Annotated in this window: 15 protein-coding genes; 9 read left to right on the top strand and 6 right to left on the bottom strand. The window is 75.1% G+C overall.

Annotated elements, in window-relative coordinates; genetic code table 11:
- Window positions 1–282 precede the first annotated feature (282 nt).
- Both ACFVU3_RS04590 and ACFVU3_RS04585 read left to right on the top strand, forming a co-directional pair.
- Window positions 283–540, top strand: coding sequence for a DUF6480 family protein (locus ACFVU3_RS04590; RefSeq protein ID WP_390063596.1), 258 nt, complete (start codon window positions 283–285; stop codon window positions 538–540).
- Window positions 541–576: 36 nt separating this feature from the next.
- On the top strand, window positions 577–1086 hold the full coding sequence (locus ACFVU3_RS04585; protein ID WP_390063594.1) for a DUF5709 domain-containing protein: 510 nt from the start codon (window positions 577–579) through the stop codon (window positions 1084–1086).
- Between the two features lie 58 nt (window positions 1087–1144).
- On the opposite strand, the gene ACFVU3_RS04580 is transcribed toward ACFVU3_RS04585, so the two are convergent.
- Entirely contained in the window at window positions 1145–1996 is an 852-nt protein-coding gene (locus ACFVU3_RS04580; protein WP_390063592.1) for a nitroreductase/quinone reductase family protein, read from the bottom strand.
- Window positions 1997–2146: 150 nt separating this feature from the next.
- On the opposite strand from ACFVU3_RS04580, the gene ACFVU3_RS04575 reads away from it, so the two are divergent.
- Both ACFVU3_RS04575 and ACFVU3_RS04570 read left to right on the top strand, forming a co-directional pair.
- Window positions 2147–2551 carry a MarR family winged helix-turn-helix transcriptional regulator gene (locus ACFVU3_RS04575; RefSeq protein ID WP_390063669.1) on the top strand — a complete coding sequence of 135 codons (405 nt, stop codon included), beginning with the start codon at window positions 2147–2149 and terminating at the stop codon, window positions 2549–2551.
- A gap of 61 nt (window positions 2552–2612) precedes the next feature.
- Complete coding sequence (locus ACFVU3_RS04570; protein ID WP_390063590.1) at window positions 2613–3713, top strand: calcium:proton antiporter; 1101 nt, start codon at window positions 2613–2615, stop codon at window positions 3711–3713.
- Between the two features lie 64 nt (window positions 3714–3777).
- On the opposite strand, the gene ACFVU3_RS04565 is transcribed toward ACFVU3_RS04570, so the two are convergent.
- On the bottom strand, window positions 3778–6189 hold the full coding sequence (locus ACFVU3_RS04565; RefSeq protein WP_390063588.1) for a penicillin acylase family protein: 2412 nt from the start codon (window positions 6187–6189) through the stop codon (window positions 3778–3780).
- Window positions 6190–6343: 154 nt separating this feature from the next.
- Between ACFVU3_RS04565 and ACFVU3_RS04560 the strand changes: the two genes are divergently transcribed.
- A complete protein-coding gene (locus ACFVU3_RS04560; protein ID WP_390063586.1) occupies window positions 6344–7840 on the top strand; it encodes a fatty acyl-CoA synthetase in 1497 nt (498 codons plus the stop codon).
- Between the two features lie 7 nt (window positions 7841–7847).
- On the opposite strand, the gene ACFVU3_RS04555 is transcribed toward ACFVU3_RS04560, so the two are convergent.
- On the bottom strand, window positions 7848–8759 hold the full coding sequence (locus ACFVU3_RS04555) for an NAD(P)-dependent oxidoreductase (protein WP_390063584.1): 912 nt from the start codon (window positions 8757–8759) through the stop codon (window positions 7848–7850).
- Window positions 8760–8863: 104 nt separating this feature from the next.
- Here ACFVU3_RS04555 and ACFVU3_RS04550 point away from each other — a divergent pair, with 104 nt between their 5' ends.
- Entirely contained in the window at window positions 8864–9214 is a 351-nt protein-coding gene (locus ACFVU3_RS04550) for a winged helix-turn-helix transcriptional regulator (protein ID WP_390063582.1), read from the top strand.
- Between the two features lie 138 nt (window positions 9215–9352).
- Here ACFVU3_RS04550 and paaK read toward each other — a convergent pair whose 3' ends face one another.
- Window positions 9353–10642 (bottom strand): phenylacetate--CoA ligase PaaK, encoded by a 1290-nt coding sequence (gene paaK / locus ACFVU3_RS04545; RefSeq protein ID WP_390063580.1) that lies wholly within the window; start codon window positions 10640–10642, stop codon window positions 9353–9355.
- A 236-nt stretch (window positions 10643–10878) separates the two neighbouring features.
- Here paaK and ACFVU3_RS04540 point away from each other — a divergent pair, with 236 nt between their 5' ends.
- Together ACFVU3_RS04540 and ACFVU3_RS04535 are read left to right on the top strand one after the other, a co-directional pair.
- Complete coding sequence (locus tag ACFVU3_RS04540) at window positions 10879–11655, top strand: GNAT family N-acetyltransferase (protein WP_390063578.1); 777 nt, start codon at window positions 10879–10881, stop codon at window positions 11653–11655.
- 63 nt (window positions 11656–11718) lie between these two features.
- The gene (locus ACFVU3_RS04535) at window positions 11719–12060 is read left to right on the top strand and encodes a DUF5713 family protein (RefSeq protein ID WP_390063576.1); all 342 of its coding nucleotides are present in this window, start codon (window positions 11719–11721) and stop codon (window positions 12058–12060) included.
- 165 nt (window positions 12061–12225) lie between these two features.
- Here the strand turns inward: ACFVU3_RS04535 and ACFVU3_RS04530 are convergent, their stop codons facing one another.
- Both ACFVU3_RS04530 and ACFVU3_RS04525 read right to left on the bottom strand, forming a co-directional pair.
- The gene (locus tag ACFVU3_RS04530; RefSeq protein ID WP_390063574.1) at window positions 12226–12777 is read right to left on the bottom strand and encodes a hypothetical protein; all 552 of its coding nucleotides are present in this window, start codon (window positions 12775–12777) and stop codon (window positions 12226–12228) included.
- 216 nt (window positions 12778–12993) lie between these two features.
- A complete protein-coding gene (locus tag ACFVU3_RS04525; RefSeq protein WP_390063572.1) occupies window positions 12994–14520 on the bottom strand; it encodes an MFS transporter in 1527 nt (508 codons plus the stop codon).
- A gap of 128 nt (window positions 14521–14648) precedes the next feature.
- Between ACFVU3_RS04525 and ACFVU3_RS04520 the strand changes: the two genes are divergently transcribed.
- Complete coding sequence (locus ACFVU3_RS04520; RefSeq protein WP_390063570.1) at window positions 14649–18077, top strand: BTAD domain-containing putative transcriptional regulator; 3429 nt, start codon at window positions 14649–14651, stop codon at window positions 18075–18077.
- The last annotated feature ends 7 nt before the right edge of the window (window positions 18078–18084 follow it).

The following is an 18084-nucleotide window of genomic DNA, read 5'->3' as shown; positions in this document are numbered from 1 at the left end:
GACGCCCGCGCCGGTGAGCCGGTGAGCCGGTGAGCCGGTGAGCCGGTGACCGGTGAGTCGGTGACCGTGACCGGTGACCGGTGACCAGTGATCGGTGACCGGTTCCAGGGTTGTGGGGCCCGGCCCGTTTCAGGACCGCCCGTGGCGGCAAGTCGCGGGACATGACGGGCCCCGGTGACGGCGTCCCCAGGGGCCGCGTCCACGACCGGCGACGCCGACGACGCGGCGGCGTACGGCCGCGCCGCCGAACCCGCAGCACCGCGTCCCAGGAAGACGGGCGTCATGACCACCACCCCGAACCCTCCCGACCCCACCCCCCGGAACATCCCCCGCACTCCCCACCCCCTCGGGGCGGGCGCCGCCGGAGGCGTCCGTCCGGGCGAGACACCCCCGGCCGAATCGGGCACGGGCCCGGCGACCGGGCCGTACCGGCCGCTCAGTCGCGGCTGGACGAAGGGCCCCCTCGTGGCGATGGGAGTGGTCGTCGTCCTGTGCGCCCTGTTCTTCCTCGTGTACGCGATCCTCCTCGCGACCGACTGACGGAGGCTCGCGACCGACCGACGAAGGGAGCCCGCCATGGCCCACGCCGACCGGCCGGACACGCCCGGCCAGGACGAAGGCCGCGCCGACGACGTCTACCAGCCCACCCACTCCGACGTGGGCAACCGTCCCTCCGGCGACCTCGATCCGGACGACGCGCTCGTGACCGACCCCCTCGACGACATGAGCGCCCCCGGGTACTCCCCGCCCGACCGCCCCCGGGGCGTCACCCGCCACGGCACCACCCAGCGGGAGCAGCGGGAGGGCGAACCGCTCGACGACCGGCTGCGCCAGGAGGAGCCGGAGATCGGGCCGCCGGCGGGCGACGGCATCGGAGACCTGCCGGAAGGAGCCGGCGAACCCGTCGACGACGAGGCCGGCGCGACCCGGGCCGGCCGTCTGGCCCCGTACGCCGCACGGCCCGGCCACATCGACCGGGCGGTCGCCCGTGACGTCGGACGCGACGACGGCGCGGCCCCGGCCGAGGAGGCGGCGATGCACGTGGACACGGGGGTGGACGGAACCGGCGACGGGCGGGACGCCTGACCCCGCGGCCCTGCCCCGCCCGTGGCGGGGACGGTCGTCACGGGGAGGGTCCGGCCGGTCACGCGCCGGGGGACCCGCCCGTCAGGGCGGTCAGCAGGCGGGCCTCCTCGTGGGCGAAGTGCTCCTCCAGGCCGGTCGCGAGGCGGTCCACCTCGGCCCGCAGCACGTCCGGGGCCGCGTCCGAGGCGAGCAGCGCCTCCAGTCCGGCGATCGCGCGGGCCACCGAGCGGTGTTCCTCCCGCATCCGGCCGAGATCCTCGGCGAGGTGCGGGAACTGCTCCTGGAGGAGGCCGAAGACCCCGTCCTCGCTGTGGTGATGGGTGTGCAGGGCGCCGCAGAACGCCAGGCAGTGGCGGGCGAGCTCCGCCCCGAGCCGGGGTGTGCCGGTGTTCAGGCCCTGCCGGAGCGCGGCCAGTTCGGAGCGGAGCCCGTCGTGGACCTTCACCAGGTGTGCGGCGACGGCCGCGCGGCGGGACGGATCGGCGATCCCGTCGGCGCGGCGCAGGGCGACGACCGGGATCGGCCGCTCCGTACCGGCCTGGTAGGCGGCGAACGCCGGGTCACGGTCCGCCTGTTCGGCGTAGAGCCGGTCACGCTCGGCGCCCTCGGACGCCACCGCCTCCGCCTCGAAGCGGTCGACCGTGCCTTCCGGCGTGCCGATCTCGACGGTCACGCGCGGCTCGGCGCGGACGTTGTGGTACCAGGCGGGATGGTGCGGCGCGCCCCCGTTCGACGCGAAGACCAGCAGGCGCGCCCCGTCGCGCACGTACACCACCGGGGTCGTGTGCGGCCGGCCGCTGCGGGCGCCCCGGGTGGTCAGCAGGAGCAGATCCGCTCCCTCGAACATGCCGCCCACCAGGCCGCCGTCGGCCCGGAACTCCTCGATGACCTGCTCATTGAACGCGGACATGGCTGTGGCCTCCGGTAGCATCGATCACGACAGATCTATTTGCTTTGAAAGCAAAGCTAAATCGGAGGGTTCAGGGTGTCAACCGAGCGCGAGGGGAGCGGGGCCGCCGGACCGGACGTCGACGACGCCGTCCGTACGCTGCTGCTGCTCATGCCCCGGATGGTGGGGCGCGTGAAGCGCATCAAGGTGCCCGAGGAGCTGGCGTCGCTGACGCTGGCCCCCCGTCACCTCTCCCTGCTCGCCTACCTCCTCTTCGACGGTCCCCAGAGCGTGAACGAACTGGCCGCGCGCCTCGGCGTCGCGCCCACCACCGTCAGCCTGATGGTGGGGGACCTGGCGAAGAAGGGGGTCCTTGAACGGCACGAGGACCCCGCCGACCGCAGACGCAAGATCGTGTCGATCGCGGAGGAGCGCAGAGGAGCCATCGACGGCTGGCTCGGCCGCAGCGCCGGAGCCTGGCGGGCGGCCCTCGCCCCGCTGGGACCGGCCGAACGGCGGATGTTCATCGACACCCTCGCGGCGTACGAGCACGGTCTGGCCGACGCAGAAGAATGACGGAAACGGGCCACGGTCCCCCTCGCGGGGAGCGGCGGCCCCCTAGGGCAGGAAGAAGATGATGAGTTCGAGCACCAAGGCGTTGACCCGCGAGTGGACCACGTGGGGGCCGGTGGTGGCCCTGCTTGCGCTGGTCTTCGCCTGGGGCCGTGAGCTACCAGGTCTCGCCGTGGGGCTCGTCGCGCTCTGCCTCATCGCCGCGGTCCTCGCCGCCGTCCACCACGCCGAGGTCATCGCCCACCGGGTCGGCGAACCCTTCGGCTCGCTCGTCCTGGCCGTCGCCGTCACCGTCATCGAGGTCGGGCTCATCGTCAGCCTGATGGCCGGCGGCGGCGAGAAGACCGCCACCTACGCCCGCGACACCGTCTTCGCCGCCGTCATGATCACCTGCAACGGCATCGTCGGCCTCGCGCTCCTGGTCGCGGCCCTCCGCAACCGGGTCGCCGTCTTCAACGCCGAGGGCTCCGGCGGCGCGCTCGCCACCGTCTGCACCCTCGCCACCATGACGCTGGTGCTCCCCACCTTCACCACCAGCCAGCCCGGCCCGGAGTTCTCCGGTGCCCAACTCGCCTTCGCCGCCGTCGCCTCCCTCGGCCTGTACGCCGTCTTCGTCGCCGTCCAGACCGTCCGGCACCGCGACTACTTCCTGCCCGTCACCCCCGAGGGCAAGGACTGCTCGGAGGACGACCACGCCGACCCGCCGACCAAGGCCGCCACCTGGACCAGCCTCGGCCTGCTCCTCGTCGCCCTCGTCGCCGTCGTCGGCAACGCCAAGGTGATCTCCCCGACCATCGAGGACGGCGTCGAGTCCGCCGGACTGCCCAAGGCGGTCGTCGGTGTCGTCATCGCCCTGATGGTGCTGCTGCCCGAGACGCTCGCCGCCGTGCGCGCCGCCCGCCGCAACCGCGTGCAGACCAGCCTCAACCTCGCGTACGGCTCCGCGATCGCCAGCATCGGCCTGACCATCCCGGCGATCGCGCTCGCCTCCATCTGGCTGTCCGGGCCGCTGGTCCTCGGCCTGGGCCCCCTCCACATGGTCCTGCTCGCCCTCACCGGCGTGGTGAGCGCCCTGACCGTGGTGCCCGGACGGGCCACGCTCCTCCAGGGCGGCGTCCATCTCGCGATCTTCGCCGCCTTCGTCTTCCTCTCGTTCAGTCCCTGAGGAACCGTTCAGCCCCTGACGGATCGTTCCGTCCCTGACGGCTGTTCCGTCCCTGGTGGGTCGTTCAGTCCCTGACCACCACGATCCGCAGCGCGGGCGAGCGCAGGATGTCCCTCTCGCAGAACCGGGAGGTCACCCAGCGCTCGTCCGCGTACAGCCTCGTCTGGTCGCTGTGGTGCGGCGAGGTCGGGTCCGAGGACTGGGAGTACGCGAGCAGGGTGCGGGCCACCGGGCAGCGCCCCCCGTCCCAGCCGACCGCCTGCACGTGGCTCGTGCCGTGCGCGACCTCCACGTAGCCGCCGCCCGCCGCGTTCCACACCGGCTCCGTCTTGTTCCAGACGCCCAGCGACTCCGTCCCGCCGCTCACCGGGATCCGCTCCCCGCCCCGCACCACGAACTGGTGGTCGCGCAGCGGCGCGTCCAGCGGGATCCCCGCCGCCCGCAGCTCCGCCACCGCATCCGCCAGCGCCTTCGCGAAGCCCGCCGTGCCCGTGTCGAGGCCGCGCGGGGTGCGGACCGGGTCCGCCGCCGAGAACGGCACCTTCCACTGCCGTGCCGCCGGCACCGTCGCCGTGAACTTCCGCCAGAACCGGTCGAAGAGCAGCGCACCCCTGGCGGCCGAGTCCATCGTCCCGTCCCACGCGGCGAGGACCCGGCACGCCTCGGGCTCCGCCGGCAGCGCCGCGGGACAGGCCGCGACCACGTCCGCCGATGCCAGACCGGCGGCCGGCACGCGGTTGGCGAACTGCTGCCGCTGGAGGTCGGCCACCGTCAGCCGACCCCGCGCGGCCATCGCCGACACGTCCTCGATGCCGCCCCGGGTCCGCAGCGAGCGCTGCGTCCCGACGTTCCCGAAGACCCGCTCGTACCCGGTCAGCGGCCGGTCCGCGTTGGTCAGCCAGGCACTGTCGTTGGAGTTCACCGCGTACGGGGCGTCCTCCAGCGCCGGCAGCCGGGACGGCCCGAAGGCGCCCGGCTGCAGGGCGTCCGGGTCCGAGCCGAGCGCGCAGGCGGTCCGCGAGCCGTCGAGGACGGCCAGGCCGGACGCCGGGTAGACGACCCGGCCGAGCGGCGTGGAGCACCGTTCCGCCAGGTCGTCGGTGATCCGCGGCAGCACCTGCGACTGGCTGAAGAGGGTGTGACCGGCGGAGTCCGCGGCGACGGTGTTCACCCACGGAAGCCCCTGGGTGCGGCGCAGCGCCTCGGCGACGTCCCGCGTCGAGCGGGCCCGGGCGAAGCCGAGCGCGGTGTCCGAGCCGCGCAGGTTGGCGGTGTTGGGGTCGTTCAGCGCGTACGCGGTGGTCGCCGTCCACGGCAGCGGCAGCCCCGCGCCGAGCGCGGTCGTCACCGGGCCGTACCGCGTCCACCACTGGGTACGGGTCACCGGGGCGCCGTCCCGGTCCGCCACCGTCACCGTCCGCGCGGTCATCCGCTCCGGCTCCCCGTCCACCAGATAGGCCGTCGGATCGCCCGGCACCAGCGTCAGCTGGTGCAGGTTCACCGGCACGCCGGTGGCCACCGTGTGGCTCCAGGCGACCTTCTCGTTGAAGCCGATGTTGACGACCGGCAGGCCGAGGAGCGAGGCCCCGGAGACGTTCAGCTCGCCGGGGATCGTCTGCTGCGACTGCCAGAAGCGGCGGCCGCCGTGCCACGGGTAGTGCGGGTTGCCGAGCAGCAGCCCGCGTCCGTCCGCCGTGGTCGCGCCGGAGAAGGCCACCGCGTTGGAGCCCATGGCGGCGCCGGCCTCCGCGAACAGGGCCCGCGCCGCGGCCGCCGCGCGCTCCGGTGCGGCATCGGGTTCCGGTGTCCCGGCCGGGGCCGTCGGCGGACGGGCCGCCGCGATGCCGTCGACCGCTCGTCCCTGCCCGGCGAGGACGGCGACGGCGAAGCCGTGCCGTGCCACGTCGAGGGCCGTCACCGGGCGGACCCAGTCGGCGCCCGCGCAGGCCGGGTCGGTGATCCGGTTCTTCCGCAGCCAGGCGTTGTACCCGGCCGCCCACCCCCGCATCAGCTCCTTCAGGTCACGGCTGGGACCCGCCGGGGCCGGGGTGCGCAGCAGCTTCTCGACGGTGCCGGCGTCCCTGACGCCCCGGAAGTACAGGTCGCTGGAGAGGTTGGAGGTGGCGGAGGAGAGCGAGCCGTCCGGGGCGCCGGAGGCGCCGAAGCGGCGGGAGCGTTCGCCGTTCACGGTGACGAAGCCGTCGGCGAGCACGCACACCTGGTCGGCGGCCTGCGCCCAGCCGGTGCCGAAGCCCAGGCTCGCGTAGTCGGCGGCCAGGATGTGCGGGATGCCGTACTCGGTGTACCGGATGACGGCGGAGAGGCCCCGGTCGGACGGCCGGTGCTCGCGGTCGCGCCCTCCGGGGCCGGCCGCCGCGGCGGCCGGCAGCAGTGTCGCGGTGAGGGCGGCGAGCGAGGCGGCGACCAGCGCGAGCCGGGCTCGGGAGCGGTGGGGGGAGTGGGAGCGGACAGGCACGATGCCTCCCAACGGACAAGCAGACAAAGCTCGTTGGCCCATACAGACAGCCAATGCCCGACTTGTCAACATCCCGTTCGGTATCCGAGGCGAAGGGGTGTGTGGACACGGCCGGGTACTTGACCCGCCGCACCGCCGCGCCGAGGATCCAGCCATGGAACGAGGACTCCTCACCCGCACCGTCGACGGCGTGCTGCGCGCGAGCGCCGAGCGCGTCCCCGGCCGGACCGCCCTGCGGTACGCGGACCGCGACTGGACCTACGCCGAGCTGGACGCCGCCGTCTCCACCGCCGCGGCCGTGCTCCGCCGCGAGCCGGGGCTCGTGCCGGGCGCCCGCGTCGCCACCTACGGGCACAACTCCGACGCCTATCTGATCGCCTTCCTGGCCTGTGCCCGCGCGGGACTCGTCCACGTGCCGGTCAACCACCACCTCACCGGCGACGACCTCGGCTATCTCCTGGACCAGTCCGGGAGTTCCCTCGTCCTCGCCGATCCCGGACTCGCCGACCGGATCCCCGCCGGCGTGCCGGTCCGGGCCCTGCGGGACGCGCCGGGCTCGCTCCTCGACGCGCTCGCCGCACCGGAGGCGTACGACTCCGACAGCGATCCCCGCGATCTCGTGCAGCTGCTCTACACCTCCGGCACCACCGCCCTGCCCAAGGGCGCGATGATGACCCACCGGGCGCTCGTGCACGAGTACGCCAGCGCCATCGAGGCGCTCGACCTCTCCGAGGACGACCGGCCGGTGCACGCGCTGCCGCTCTACCACTCCGCCCAGACGCACGTCTTCCTGCTGCCCTACCTGGCCGTCGGCGCGGAGAGCACCCTGCTCGAAGGGCCCGATCCGGAGACCCTGTTCGCGCTCGTCGAGGCGGGGCGCGCGGACAGCCTCTTCGCCCCGCCGACCGTGTGGATCGGCCTCGCCAACCACCCGGGCTTCGCGGAGCGGGACCTGTCCGCGCTGCGCAAGGCGTACTACGGGGCCTCGATCATGCCGGTGCCCGTCCTGGAACGGCTGCGCGGACACCTGCCCGGCCTCGCCTTCTACAACTGCTTCGGCCAGTCCGAGATCGGCCCGCTCGCCACGGTCCTCGGCCCCGGCGAGCACGACGGCCGCATGGACTCCTGCGGCCGGCCCGTCCGGCACGTCGAGGCGCGGGTCGTCGACGAGGACGGCAAGGACGTCCCCGACGGCACCCCCGGCGAGATCGTGTACCGGTCCCCGCAGCTCTGCGAGGGGTACTGGGCCAAGCCCGACGAGACCGCGGCCGCCTTCCGCGACGGGTGGTTCCGCTCCGGCGACCTCGCCGTGCGCGACGCCGACGGGTACCTCACGATCGTCGACCGGGTGAAGGACGTCATCAACTCCGGCGGTGTGCTCGTCGCCTCCCGCCAGGTCGAGGACGCCCTCTACACCCATCCGGCGGTCGCCGAGACGGCCGTCATCGGCCTGCCCGACGAGCGCTGGATCGAGGCGGTCACCGCCGTGGTCGTGCCGCGCGGCGAGGTGACGGAGGCGGAACTCCTCGCGCACGCCCGGGAGTCCCTCTCCTCCTTCAAGGCTCCCAAGCGGATCGTGTTCGCCGAGACCCTGCCCCGCAACGCCAGCGGCAAGATCCTCAAGCGGGAGCTCCGCGACCGGTACGCCTGACCGCCGGTCAGCGGCGGCGCAGCACCTCCGCGACCCGGGAGAAGCCGTCCGTGCCGTGGCCGAGGGCCACGGTGCGGCGCGCCATCCCCTCGATGGCGCGCATCACGCCCGAGTCGATGGCGTGCGCCTCGGCGGCGTGCACGACGTGCGCCATGGTCGACACCCCGGACGTCAGCGGGTTGATGGCGCCGGAATACGTGCCGTCCTCGACGTCCCCGGAGAGCTCGTCGAAGAGGGGCGGGAGGATCCGCGCGATCCCCGACGCGAACGGGGCCAGTTCGCGCGGCGAGATGCCCTCCGCGTCCGCCAGGGCCAGCGCGTGCACGAACCCTCCCATCGACGTCCAGAAGATGTCGAGCAGCGCGATGTCGTACGCGGCCGCCCGGCTCACCTCCTCGCCGAGGTGGGTGTGGGTGCCGCCGAGCGAGTCGAGCACGGCCCGGTGCTCCTCGTACGTGGTGGACGGGCCGCTGAAGAGGAACACCCCGTCCGGCGAGCCGATCGTGCCGGCCGGCGTCATGATGGCGCCGTCGACGTAGGCGACGCCGTGCTCCTCCGCCCAGCGGCCGGTGTCACGGGCCCGCTCGGGGACGTCGGCGGAGAGGTTGACCAGGGTGCGGCCCTTGAGCGCGGCCTCGACCGCGTCCTGGCGCAGCACCGCGTCCGTGGCGTCGTAGTTGACCAGGCAGATGATGGTCACCGGGCTCGCCGCGACGGCCTCGGCGGCGCTCGCCGCGAGGACGGCGCCCCGCTCGGCGAGGTCGCCCTCCCGGCCGGGCGTACGGTTCCACACGGTGGTGCGGACCCCGGCCGCGAGGAAGGCGCCGGCCAGGGCGCGGCCCATCGGGCCGAGGCCGAGCACGGTGACGGCCTGCTGCCGGGCGGTGGACTCCTGGGCGGACGACTGGTTGGCGGACATGCGTGAACTCCTGTGCAGAGAATGCGGATTAGGGTGGGTGTGGTGACGCGGCCGGACGGCCGCGGGCACACGGACGCACGAGGACGACGGGACGGAGAGGGACGATGGCGCGCATCCGCCTCGACGAGGAATCGGTCTGCGGCGTGGCCGCGGCGATCTCGGTGATCGACGGCAAGTGGAAGCCCACGCTGCTGTGGATGCTCGAATCCGGGCCGCACCGGCCCGGGGAACTGCGCCGGAAGGTGCCCGGGATCAGCGAGAAGGTGCTGACCCAGGCCCTGCGCGAGATGGAGGGCGACGGACTCGTGCACCGTGAGGCGCACGACGTCGTGCCGCCCAAGACCGTCTACTCGCTGACCGGGGAAGGTCTCAGGCTCTCGCTGCTGCTGGCCCCGCTCTCCGACTGGGGCCACGGACACCTCGACCGGCTGGCCGAGCCGCGCGCCGCCTCCTGACTCCTTCTCCCTCCGGATCCGTGCGGCGCCGCCCCTGTGGACGTCCTCACCTTCTCCCGGAGCGCGGAGGGCGACAAGTACCCACTAAAAAGTGGGTATCCGCCGCCCTCGGCCTGTCCGCGATCCGCCCTCCGGCGGTCAGTCCTTCCGCAGGTCGACGATCCGCTTGATCTTGCCCACCGACCGCTCCAGCGTCTCCGGGTCCACCACCTCGACCGCGACCGAGACGCCGATGCCGTCCTTCACCGCCCGCTCGATCGCCCGGGCCGCCTCCGCGCGGTCCCCGGCCGTCGCGTCGGCCCTGGCCTCCGCCCGCACCGTCAGCGCGTCGAGCCGGCCCTCGCGGGTCAGTCGCAGCTGGAAGTGCGGGGCCACCGCCGGGGTCCGCAGGACGATCTCCTCGATCTGCGTCGGGAAGAGGTTCACCCCGCGCAGGATGATCATGTCGTCGCTGCGGCCCGTGACCTTCTCCATCCGCCGGAACGCGGGCCGCGCGGTGCCCGGGAGGAGCCGGGTCAGGTCCCGGGTGCGGTAGCGGATCACCGGCATGGCCTCCTTGGTGAGCGAGGTGAAGACCAGCTCGCCCTCCTCGCCGTCCGGCACCACCTCGCCCGTGATCGGATCCACGACCTCCGGGAAGAAGTGGTCCTCCCAGATGTGGAGCCCGTCCTTGGTCTCCACGCACTCCTGCGCGACGCCCGGCCCCATCACCTCCGACAGGCCGTATATGTCGACCGCGTCGATCGCGAACCGCTCCTCGATCTCCGTGCGCATCGCCTCCGTCCACGGCTCCGCGCCGAAGACGCCCACCTTGAGGGAGGTCGAGCGCGGGTCCACGCCCTGCCGCTCGAACTCGTCGAGCAGGGTCAGCATGTAACTCGGCGTCACCATGATGATCTCGGGCTCGAAGTCCTGGATCAGCCGCACCTGGCGGGCGGTCATGCCGCCGGAGGCGGGGATCACCGTGCAGCCGAGCCGTTCGGCGCCGTAGTGCGCCCCGAGGCCCCCGGTGAACAGGCCGTACCCGTACGCCACGTGCACCCGGTGGCCGGGGCGGGCCCCGGCCGCGCGCAGCGAGCGGGCGACCACGTCGGCCCACACCTCCAGGTCACCCTCCGTGTAGCCGACGACGGTCGGCAGGCCGGTGGTGCCGCTGGAGGCGTGGACGCGCCGGACCCGCGACCGGTCCACGGCGAACATCCCGAAGGGGTAGTGGTCGCGCAGGTCCGCCTTGGTGGTGAAGGGGAAGCGGGCCAGGTCGGCGAGGGAGCGGCAGTCGTCGGGGTGCACCCCGGCCGCGTCGAAGGAGCGCCGGTGGAAGTCCACGTTCGCGTAGGCGTGCCGCAGCGTGGTCCGCAGCCGCTCCAGCTGGAGCGCCGCCAGCTCCTCGCGCCCGAGCCGTTCGCCGCCGTCCAGCAGTTCCGTCATGCGCCGCCACTCCTCCGCACTCGCCCGGCCGCCGCACGAAAACGGACGACCGATCATTCGGTAGATACGTGTGGGGGCCAGTAAAACGTTCCCGGGGAGGGGTTTGGCAAGGGGGGCACGGCACCTTTCGCCACCGTCGAGCCGCGCGGCCGTCCGCACGCCCGCGCCGGATCCACCGGCGCCCCGGCCGGGAAAAGGCGTTGCCCGCCCGAGGGCGCCGTCCTTCAATGACCTTGATGAACCTCGCACACCACCTCCTCGACCTGTACGACCGGCAGCTGCGGCGGGAGGCGCGCCCCGACGGGCCGGGCTGCCGCGTCGACCGCGCCGGCGCCGTCGTCCGCCAGACCGGCCCCGCCCATGCCTGGAACGGCGTCCTCTGGTCCGGACTCGACGAGCACACCGCCGACGCGGCCGTCGCCGAGCAGCTCGCCCACTACCGCGCGGAGGGCGTCCCCTTCGAGTGGAAGCTGTACGGCCACGACGGCCCCGCCGACCTCGGCGCGCGGCTCGTGGCGGCCGGCTTCACCCCCGAGGAGCCGGAGACCGTCCTGGCCGCCGAGGCGGTCGCGCAGGCCGGCGCCGTGCCGCTGCCGGCCGGCGTCGAACTCCGCGAGGTCACCGACGCGGAGGGGGTGCGCCAGGTCGTCGAGGTCCACGAACGGGCCTTCGGCACCGACAGCTCCGACCTCGGCCGCCGCCTCCTGGACCGGCTGGCCGCCGACCCCGGCACCGTCACCGCCGTCCTCGCCCTCGCCGGCGGGGTCCCCGTCAGCGCGGCCCGCCTGGAGCTGTACCCGGGCACCGACTTCGCCGGGCTCTGGGGCGGCGGCACCGTCGAGGAGTGGCGCGGCAGCGGCCTGTACCGCGCCCTCGTCGCCCACCGGGCCCGCGTCGCCGCCGCCCACGGCCACCGGTACGTCCAGGTCGACGCCGCCCCCACCAGCCGCCCCATCCTCCAGCGCCTCGGCTTCGTCCCGCTCACCACGACCACGCCGTACGTCCACGTCTGAGCGGCGCTGTCAGTGCCCCGGTGCATGATCGGGAGGAGAGAGCACGCACGGGAGGGGACGGGCATGACGATCACGAACGACAAGGTGGGGGAGCACGCGTTCCTGCGCGGGCTGTACGAGGACGGGTACTTCCCCGACCACGTCGTCGACAAGGGCCGCGAGATCCTGCTCCGGCTCTGCGAGCGCATCGAGACCGACCGGCCCGCCGGCCTGCCGGCGCTGTACGTCCTCACGCACGCGGCGACGGAGGAGTTCAACGCCCTGGAGGCGGAGTTCGAGGCGGCCGGGAGCGAGATCGAGACCGTGGCGCGCGAGGAGATAGGCGCCGACTTCTGGTTCGTCGCCACCGCGTACGGCTTCGCCGGCGCGGACCGGGAGGAGCTGATCGCCACCCGGGAGTGGTGACGCGCACCGGGCGATGGCGTGTGCCGAGCGGTGGCGTGCCCCGGGCGGTGTCGTACGCCGGCTGCCGCCGTACGCCGGGTGATGGCGCACGCCTGCGGTGGCGCGCATCGGTATGGCGACGGCCGCCGGCCCCGCTTCAGGAGGCCGGCGCGGGGCGGGCCGGCCTCAGCCCAGCACGGCCCGCCGGGCATCGATCCGCGCCCGGTACGCCGGGTACCAGGGCTCGCCCTTGCTCCGCTCGACGACCGCGGCGGCCCGGCGGCGGGCCGAGACCTGACGGACCAGGTCGGCGACGGCCCACAGCGACAGCACGGGGAGCAGGACGCGCAGCCACGTCAGGGGCACGAGGAGCACCGCCGCCGCGAGCGCGGCCGAGACGACGAGGTTGGTGACCACCAGCATCCGTGAGGCCACCCGCGCGGCCAGGACGGGGTCCGCGGGCCCGTCCTCGTCCGGGTCGTCCCACGTGTGGACGGTCGCCTCCCGGGTCAGCGCCCCGTTCCGCAGCAGGATCCACGCCCCGGGCGCCAGCGTGGCGAGCACCGCCACCGTCCGCGCCACACCGGCGTCCGGCACCCACACCGCGGCCGCGCAGACCGCGGTCAGCAGGAAGTGCGTCCACGGCGGGGTGATCGCCTGGAGCGCCCGCGTCCGCTCGGCGTCGAGCAGCTCGGACAGGCCCTCGGGCGTGGGCCGGGGGACGGTGAGGTCGTTCATGGTGTTCCTCTGCGAAGCACGAGTCCGGAAGGGGGGCTCCGGGCCCGTCCGGCGGATCGGGCCGGACAGGCCCTCGTCGCCGGTCCCGCCCTGGTGGGACCCCGACGGGTGAACAGACCACGGACGCGGCGCGAAGGTTGCGCGCGCGTCCGACCGTCTCCGGGCCTGGCGGCGCCCACCGGGGCCGCGTGGCCGGCGGACGCGCCGGCCGGGCCGTCAGGCCGACGCCCTGCGCAGCGTCGTCGCCGCGACGGCCGCCGACGCCACGGCGATCGCCGCGCAGACGGCGCCGGCCGTGTTCAGCCCGTTCGTGTACGCCTCGCGGGCGGCGTCCAGCATCCGGCCGGCCGTCTCCGCCGCCCCCGCCGGGAGGGCCTGCGCGGCCACGAGCGCCGAGTCCGCGCCGCTCCGGACCGCCTCCGCCAGCCGCGGCGGCAGACCTGCGGGCACCGCCACCGTGCCCTGGTAGACGGCCGTGCCGAGACTGCCGAGGAGCGCCACGCCCAGCGCCGCGCCGAGGTCGCCGCAGACGGACGAGAGCGCCGCCGCCGAACCGGCCCGCTCGGGCGGCGCCGACCCCACGACCAGGGCCGTGCCCAGCGCGCCGATCGGCCCGCCGCCGAAGAACGCCGCCACGAAACCGGTGACCAGCAGCGGCATCCCGCCCACGGGACCCACGAGGACCAGCAGCCCGTAGCCGAGCGCCGCCACCAGCAGACCGCCGGCGACCACCAGACGCACCGGGAAGCGCCGGGCCAGCGCCGGGGCGAGCTGCGCCGCCACGATCGACGCGACCGCCGACGGCACCATCCACAGGCCCGCCTCCCTCGGCGACAGGCCCGCCACCAGCTGGAGATAGCCGGTGACGAAGAGGTAGCTGCCGGCGGTGGCGACCATCGACACCAGCAGGATCGCCAGCGCCGCGGCGAAGCCGCGGCCCCGGAGCAGCCCCAGGTCGAGCAGCGGGTGCTCGATCCGCTTCTGCCGTGCCACGAAGACCGCGCCGACCGCCACGCCGCCCACGAGCGTCAGCAGCGGCACGAGCGACCAGCCGTGCCGGGCCAGTTCCTTCAGCCCGTGGACGACCGGGAGCACCGCGGCGAGGGAGAGGACGACGCTCACCGGGTCCAGCCGGCCGCCGCCCGGCTCCTTGTACTCCGGCAGCAGCCGGGGCCCCGCGACCAGCAGCACCAGCATCACCGGCACCCCGAGGAGGAAGACCGAGCCCCACCAGAAGCGTTCGAGGAGCAGTCCGCCGACGACCGGCCCGAGGGCCGTGCCCGCCATGAAGCAGCCCGCCCACACGGCGATCGCCCGGCCGCGCTGCCCCGGGTCGTGGAACATGCTGTTGATCAGCGACAGCGTCGACGGCATCAGCGTGGCCGCCGCGACGCCCAGCAGCGCGCGGGCCGCGATCAGCATCTCCGCGCTGGTCGCGTACGCGGCGAGCAGCGAGGTCAGCGCGACCGCCACGGCGCCCACGAGGAGCAGCCTGCGCCGTCCGACCCGGTTGCCCAGCGCGCCCATCGTGATGAGGAAGCCGGCGATGAGGAAGCCGTACGCGTCCATGATCCACAAGGACTGGGTGCCGGTCGGCCGCAGCGACTCCACGAGGTGCGGCAGCGCCAGGAACAGCACGCTCTGGTCGAGCGAGATGAGCAGCGTGGGCAGCGCCAGGACGGCGAGCCCCGCCCACTCCCGGCGCCCCGCGAGCCGCTCGCCCACCGGTGAGATGACGGACATGGTCGTCCCTTCCTGCTGTGTCGGTGACTTCGGGAACGACCCTGCCGGGGGGCGCTCTCGGCCCCCTCTCGGCCCCCTCTCGGTTCTCTCCCGGTCCGCCGCCGGCGGCGTGATCTAGGGTGACCGGCATGCGTTTCGGAGTGCTGGGGCCGCTGGCCGTGTGGACGGAGGACGGGACCGCGGTCGCGGTCCCCGAGGCGAAGGTCCGCGCCCTGCTCGCCTGCCTCCTGACGCACCGCGGGGAGGTCGTGCCCGCCGGCCGACTGGTCCACGAGGTGTGGCCGGAGGACCCGCCGGCGCGGCCCGCCGGCGTCCTCCAGAACAAGGTGTGGCGGCTGCGCAGAGCCCTGGAGGACGCCGAGCCCGGCGCCCGGCGCCTGCTCGTCTCCCGCCCGCCCGGCTACGTCCTCGAAGCCCCGGCCGGCAGCGTGGACGCCGACCGCTTCCGCGCGCTCGCCGAGCGGGCCAGGTCCGCCGCCGACCCCGCCGTCCGCGCCGCCCTCCTCGGCGACGCGCTCACCGAGTGGCGCGGCCCCGCCCTCGCGGACTTCGCCGACGAGGACTTCGCCCGTCCCACCGCCGCCCGCCTGGAGGAGCAGCGGCTCTCCGTCCTGGAGGAGCGCGCCGAGACCCGCATCGCCCTCGGCCTGCACGTCGAGGTCGCCGACGAACTGGGCGACCCGGTCGCCCTCCACCCGCTCCGCGAGCGGCTGCGCGCCGTCCACCTCCGCGCTCTCTACCTCTCCGGCCGCCAGAGCGAGGCCCTGACCGGGTACGAGGAGGTGCGGACCCGGCTCGCGGAGGAGCTGGGTGTGGACCCCGGGCCCGAACTCGCCGCCCTGCACCGGGCGATCCTCACCCAGTCCGCCGACCTGACCCCCGCACCGCCCCGCGGCCCCGTCCCGATTCCCCTCCCCGTCCCCGCGCCCGCCCCCGGCCGTGCCGCGACGGCGCCCGCACCGGTCGTCCCGGCCGCGCTCACCGGCCTCGTCGGCCGCGACGCCGCCGTCGAGGAGCTGGGCGCGCTGCTCCGTACCGGGCGGCTGGTCACCCTCACCGGATCCGGCGGCGTCGGCAAGACCCGTCTCGCCCTCGCCGCCGCCGCCCGTGCGGCCTCCCGATTCCCGGGCGGGGTACGGCTCGTGGAGCTCGCCGCCCTCGACCGCGCCGGGGACGGACGGCGCCGGGCCACCGCTCTCGCCGAGGTCCGTGAGGCCGTCGCGCGCGCCGCCGGGGTCCGCGACGACGTGCCGCCCGCCCCGGGCACCGACCCGCTCCCGCTCGTCGACCGGATCGCCCGCGCCCTCGGCGACACCCCAGCCCTCCTCGTCCTCGACAACTGCGAGCACGTCGTCGAGCCGGTCGCCGAGCTCGCCGCCCGCCTCCTCGCCACCGTGCCCGCGCTGCGGATCCTCGCCACCAGCCAGGTCCCGCTCGGACTCACCGGAGAGCACCTGCACGAGGTCCCGCCGCTGCCCCGGCCGGAGCCGGGGGAGGGCCTGGAGCCGGACGACCTGGGCCGGTTCGGGGCGGTGGAGCTCTTCGTCGCCCGGGCCACCGCCGCCGCGCCCGGCTTCACCCTGGACGCGGGCACGGCCGCCGCCGTCGCCGCGATCTGCCGCCGGCTCGACGGCATCCCGCTCGCCCTGGAGATGGCCGCCACGCGCGTGCGCGCCCTCGGCGTCCGCGAGGTCGCCGCACGGCTCGACGACCGCTTCCGGCTGCTCGCCGTCGGCGCCCGCGACGCCCCCGCCCGCCAGCGGACCCTCCGCTCGGTCCTCGACTGGAGCTGGGACCTCCTCGGCCCCGGGGAGCGGGCCGTCCTGCGGCGCCTCGCCGTGCACGCCGACGGCTGCGCCCTCGACGCCGCGGAGGAGGTCTCCGCGGGCCCCCTTCCCCCGGCCCCCGCCGGCACCCCGCGCCCCGGCCGCGAGGCCGCCGCCTCCGCCCCCGCCGACTCCGAGGCCCCCGTCGACCCCGCCGCCTTGGTCGACTCCGAAGCGCCCGTCGTCCTGGCCGACCCCGAAGCCCCCGTCGACCCCGCCGACGTCCTCGACCTCCTCGCCCGGCTCGTCGACGCCTCTCTCGTCGTCGCCGCGCCCGCGGGGCCCGACGGGGCCGTGCGCTACCGGCTCCTCGAATCGGTGGCCGCCTACGGGGAGGAGCGGCTGCGCGAGGCCGGCGAGACGGAGCCCGTGCGCATGGCCCACCGCGCCTTCTACCTGCGGCTCGCCGAGCGGGCCGGACCGCTGCTGCGCGGCGCCGAGCAGGCGTACTGGCTCCGCCGCCTCGACGACGAGACCGCGAACCTGCGGGGCGCCCTGGACTCCGCCGTCTCCGCGGGCGAGGCCGAGACCGCGCTCCGGCTCGCCACCTCCCTCTGCTGGTACTGGCGGCTGCGCGGCCGGGGCGCCGAGGCCGAACGCTCCCTCGCCGCCGCTCTCTCCGTCCCCGGCCCCGCGCCCGCCGTGCTCGTCGCCCGGGCCACGGCCTGGCTCGGCGGCGTGCGGCTCGCCTCGGGCGGCAGCGCCGACCCCGTCGCCGACTACCGCTCCGCGCTCCACGCCTACGAGAACGTGCACGATCCGCTGGAACAGGCGCGCGCCGCCTGGTTCCTCGGTTCGCACCTCTACGGCATCGGGGACGCCAGGGCGAGCGCCCGGCTCGTCGACGGCGCCCTCGCCCGCTTCGAGGAGCTCGGCGACGACTGGGGCGCGGCGGCGGCCCTCGCCACCCGCTCCTTCCACGCGAAGCTGAACGGAGACTTCCCGGCGTTGCTGCGCGACGGCGAGCGGAGTCTGGCGCTCTTCCGCGGACTCGGCGACGAGTGGGGCCAGTTGCAGGCCATGGTGCCGCTCCAGACCCGGGCGGGCATCGTGGGGGAGTACGCGCACGCCGGTGAACTCCACCGGATCTGCCTGGACATCGCGGAGCGCCTGGACCTGCGCCGGGAGGTCTCCTTCCAGCTCTCCGGCCTCGGCCGGATCGCGCTGCTCACCCGGGAGTACGGGCGGGCGCGGGAGTACCACGAGCGGGCCCGGCGGATCGCCGTCGAGCAGACCGACAGCTTCGGCGAGCAGTACGCGGAGATCGGCCTCGGCATGACGGCCCGCCGCGAGGGCGACCTCGACACCGCCGAGGCCCACATGCGCAACGTCCTCGACACCCACCGGCGGATGGGCTACGAGCCCGGCATGCCCGCGCTGATCCTCGCCGAGCTGGGCTTCGCCGCCGAGCTGCGCGGCGACGCGGGGCGGGCCCTGGAGCTCCAGCGCTCGGGACTGGCCGCCGCCCGGGCGACGGGCGACCCCCGGTCGCTCGCCCTGGGCCTGGAGGGGCTCGCGGGCGCGGTCTCACTGGCCGGTGACGCCGCCCGCGCGGCCCGTCTCCTCGGCACGGCGGCGGCCGTCCGCGCCTCCGTCGGCGTCCCGCTGCCGGAGGGCGAGCACGACGACGTCGTCCGGATCACCGCCCGGGCCGGGGCGGCCCTGGGCGCGGAGGCGTACGAGGCGGAGTACGCGCGCGGTGCGGCGACCCCGCCGGAGGAGGCGGTCTGAACGGCCG

This window comes from Streptomyces sp. NPDC058052 (assembly GCF_042885515.1).
In the GTDB taxonomy this organism is placed as follows: domain Bacteria; phylum Actinomycetota; class Actinomycetes; order Streptomycetales; family Streptomycetaceae; genus Streptomyces.
Note: the sequence above shows the minus strand (reverse complement) of the source record. Positions and strands in the feature narration are given on the sequence as shown.

Excerpts from the sequence above, each read along its gene's own strand:
- ACFVU3_RS04530 (WP_390063574.1), bottom strand. The coding sequence starts at position 12,777 with ATGAACGACCTCACCGTCCCCCGGCCCACGCCCGAGGGCCTGTCCGAG.
- ACFVU3_RS04525 (WP_390063572.1), bottom strand. The coding sequence starts at position 14,520 with ATGTCCGTCATCTCACCGGTGGGCGAGCGGCTCGCGGGGCGCCGGGAG.
- ACFVU3_RS04575 (WP_390063669.1), top strand. The coding sequence starts at position 2,147 with ATGCCCCGGATGGTGGGGCGCGTGAAGCGCATCAAGGTGCCCGAGGAG.
- ACFVU3_RS04590 (WP_390063596.1), top strand. The coding sequence starts at position 283 with ATGACCACCACCCCGAACCCTCCCGACCCCACCCCCCGGAACATCCCC.
- paaK (WP_390063580.1), bottom strand. The coding sequence starts at position 10,642 with ATGACGGAACTGCTGGACGGCGGCGAACGGCTCGGGCGCGAGGAGCTG.
- ACFVU3_RS04535 (WP_390063576.1), top strand. The coding sequence starts at position 11,719 with ATGACGATCACGAACGACAAGGTGGGGGAGCACGCGTTCCTGCGCGGG.
- ACFVU3_RS04550 (WP_390063582.1), top strand. The coding sequence starts at position 8,864 with ATGGCGCGCATCCGCCTCGACGAGGAATCGGTCTGCGGCGTGGCCGCG.
- ACFVU3_RS04580 (WP_390063592.1), bottom strand. The coding sequence starts at position 1,996 with ATGTCCGCGTTCAATGAGCAGGTCATCGAGGAGTTCCGGGCCGACGGC.
- ACFVU3_RS04570 (WP_390063590.1), top strand. The coding sequence starts at position 2,613 with ATGAGTTCGAGCACCAAGGCGTTGACCCGCGAGTGGACCACGTGGGGG.
- ACFVU3_RS04520 (WP_390063570.1), top strand. The coding sequence starts at position 14,649 with ATGCGTTTCGGAGTGCTGGGGCCGCTGGCCGTGTGGACGGAGGACGGG.
- ACFVU3_RS04585 (WP_390063594.1), top strand. The coding sequence starts at position 577 with ATGGCCCACGCCGACCGGCCGGACACGCCCGGCCAGGACGAAGGCCGC.
- ACFVU3_RS04560 (WP_390063586.1), top strand. The coding sequence starts at position 6,344 with ATGGAACGAGGACTCCTCACCCGCACCGTCGACGGCGTGCTGCGCGCG.
- ACFVU3_RS04555 (WP_390063584.1), bottom strand. The coding sequence starts at position 8,759 with ATGTCCGCCAACCAGTCGTCCGCCCAGGAGTCCACCGCCCGGCAGCAG.
- ACFVU3_RS04540 (WP_390063578.1), top strand. The coding sequence starts at position 10,879 with ATGAACCTCGCACACCACCTCCTCGACCTGTACGACCGGCAGCTGCGG.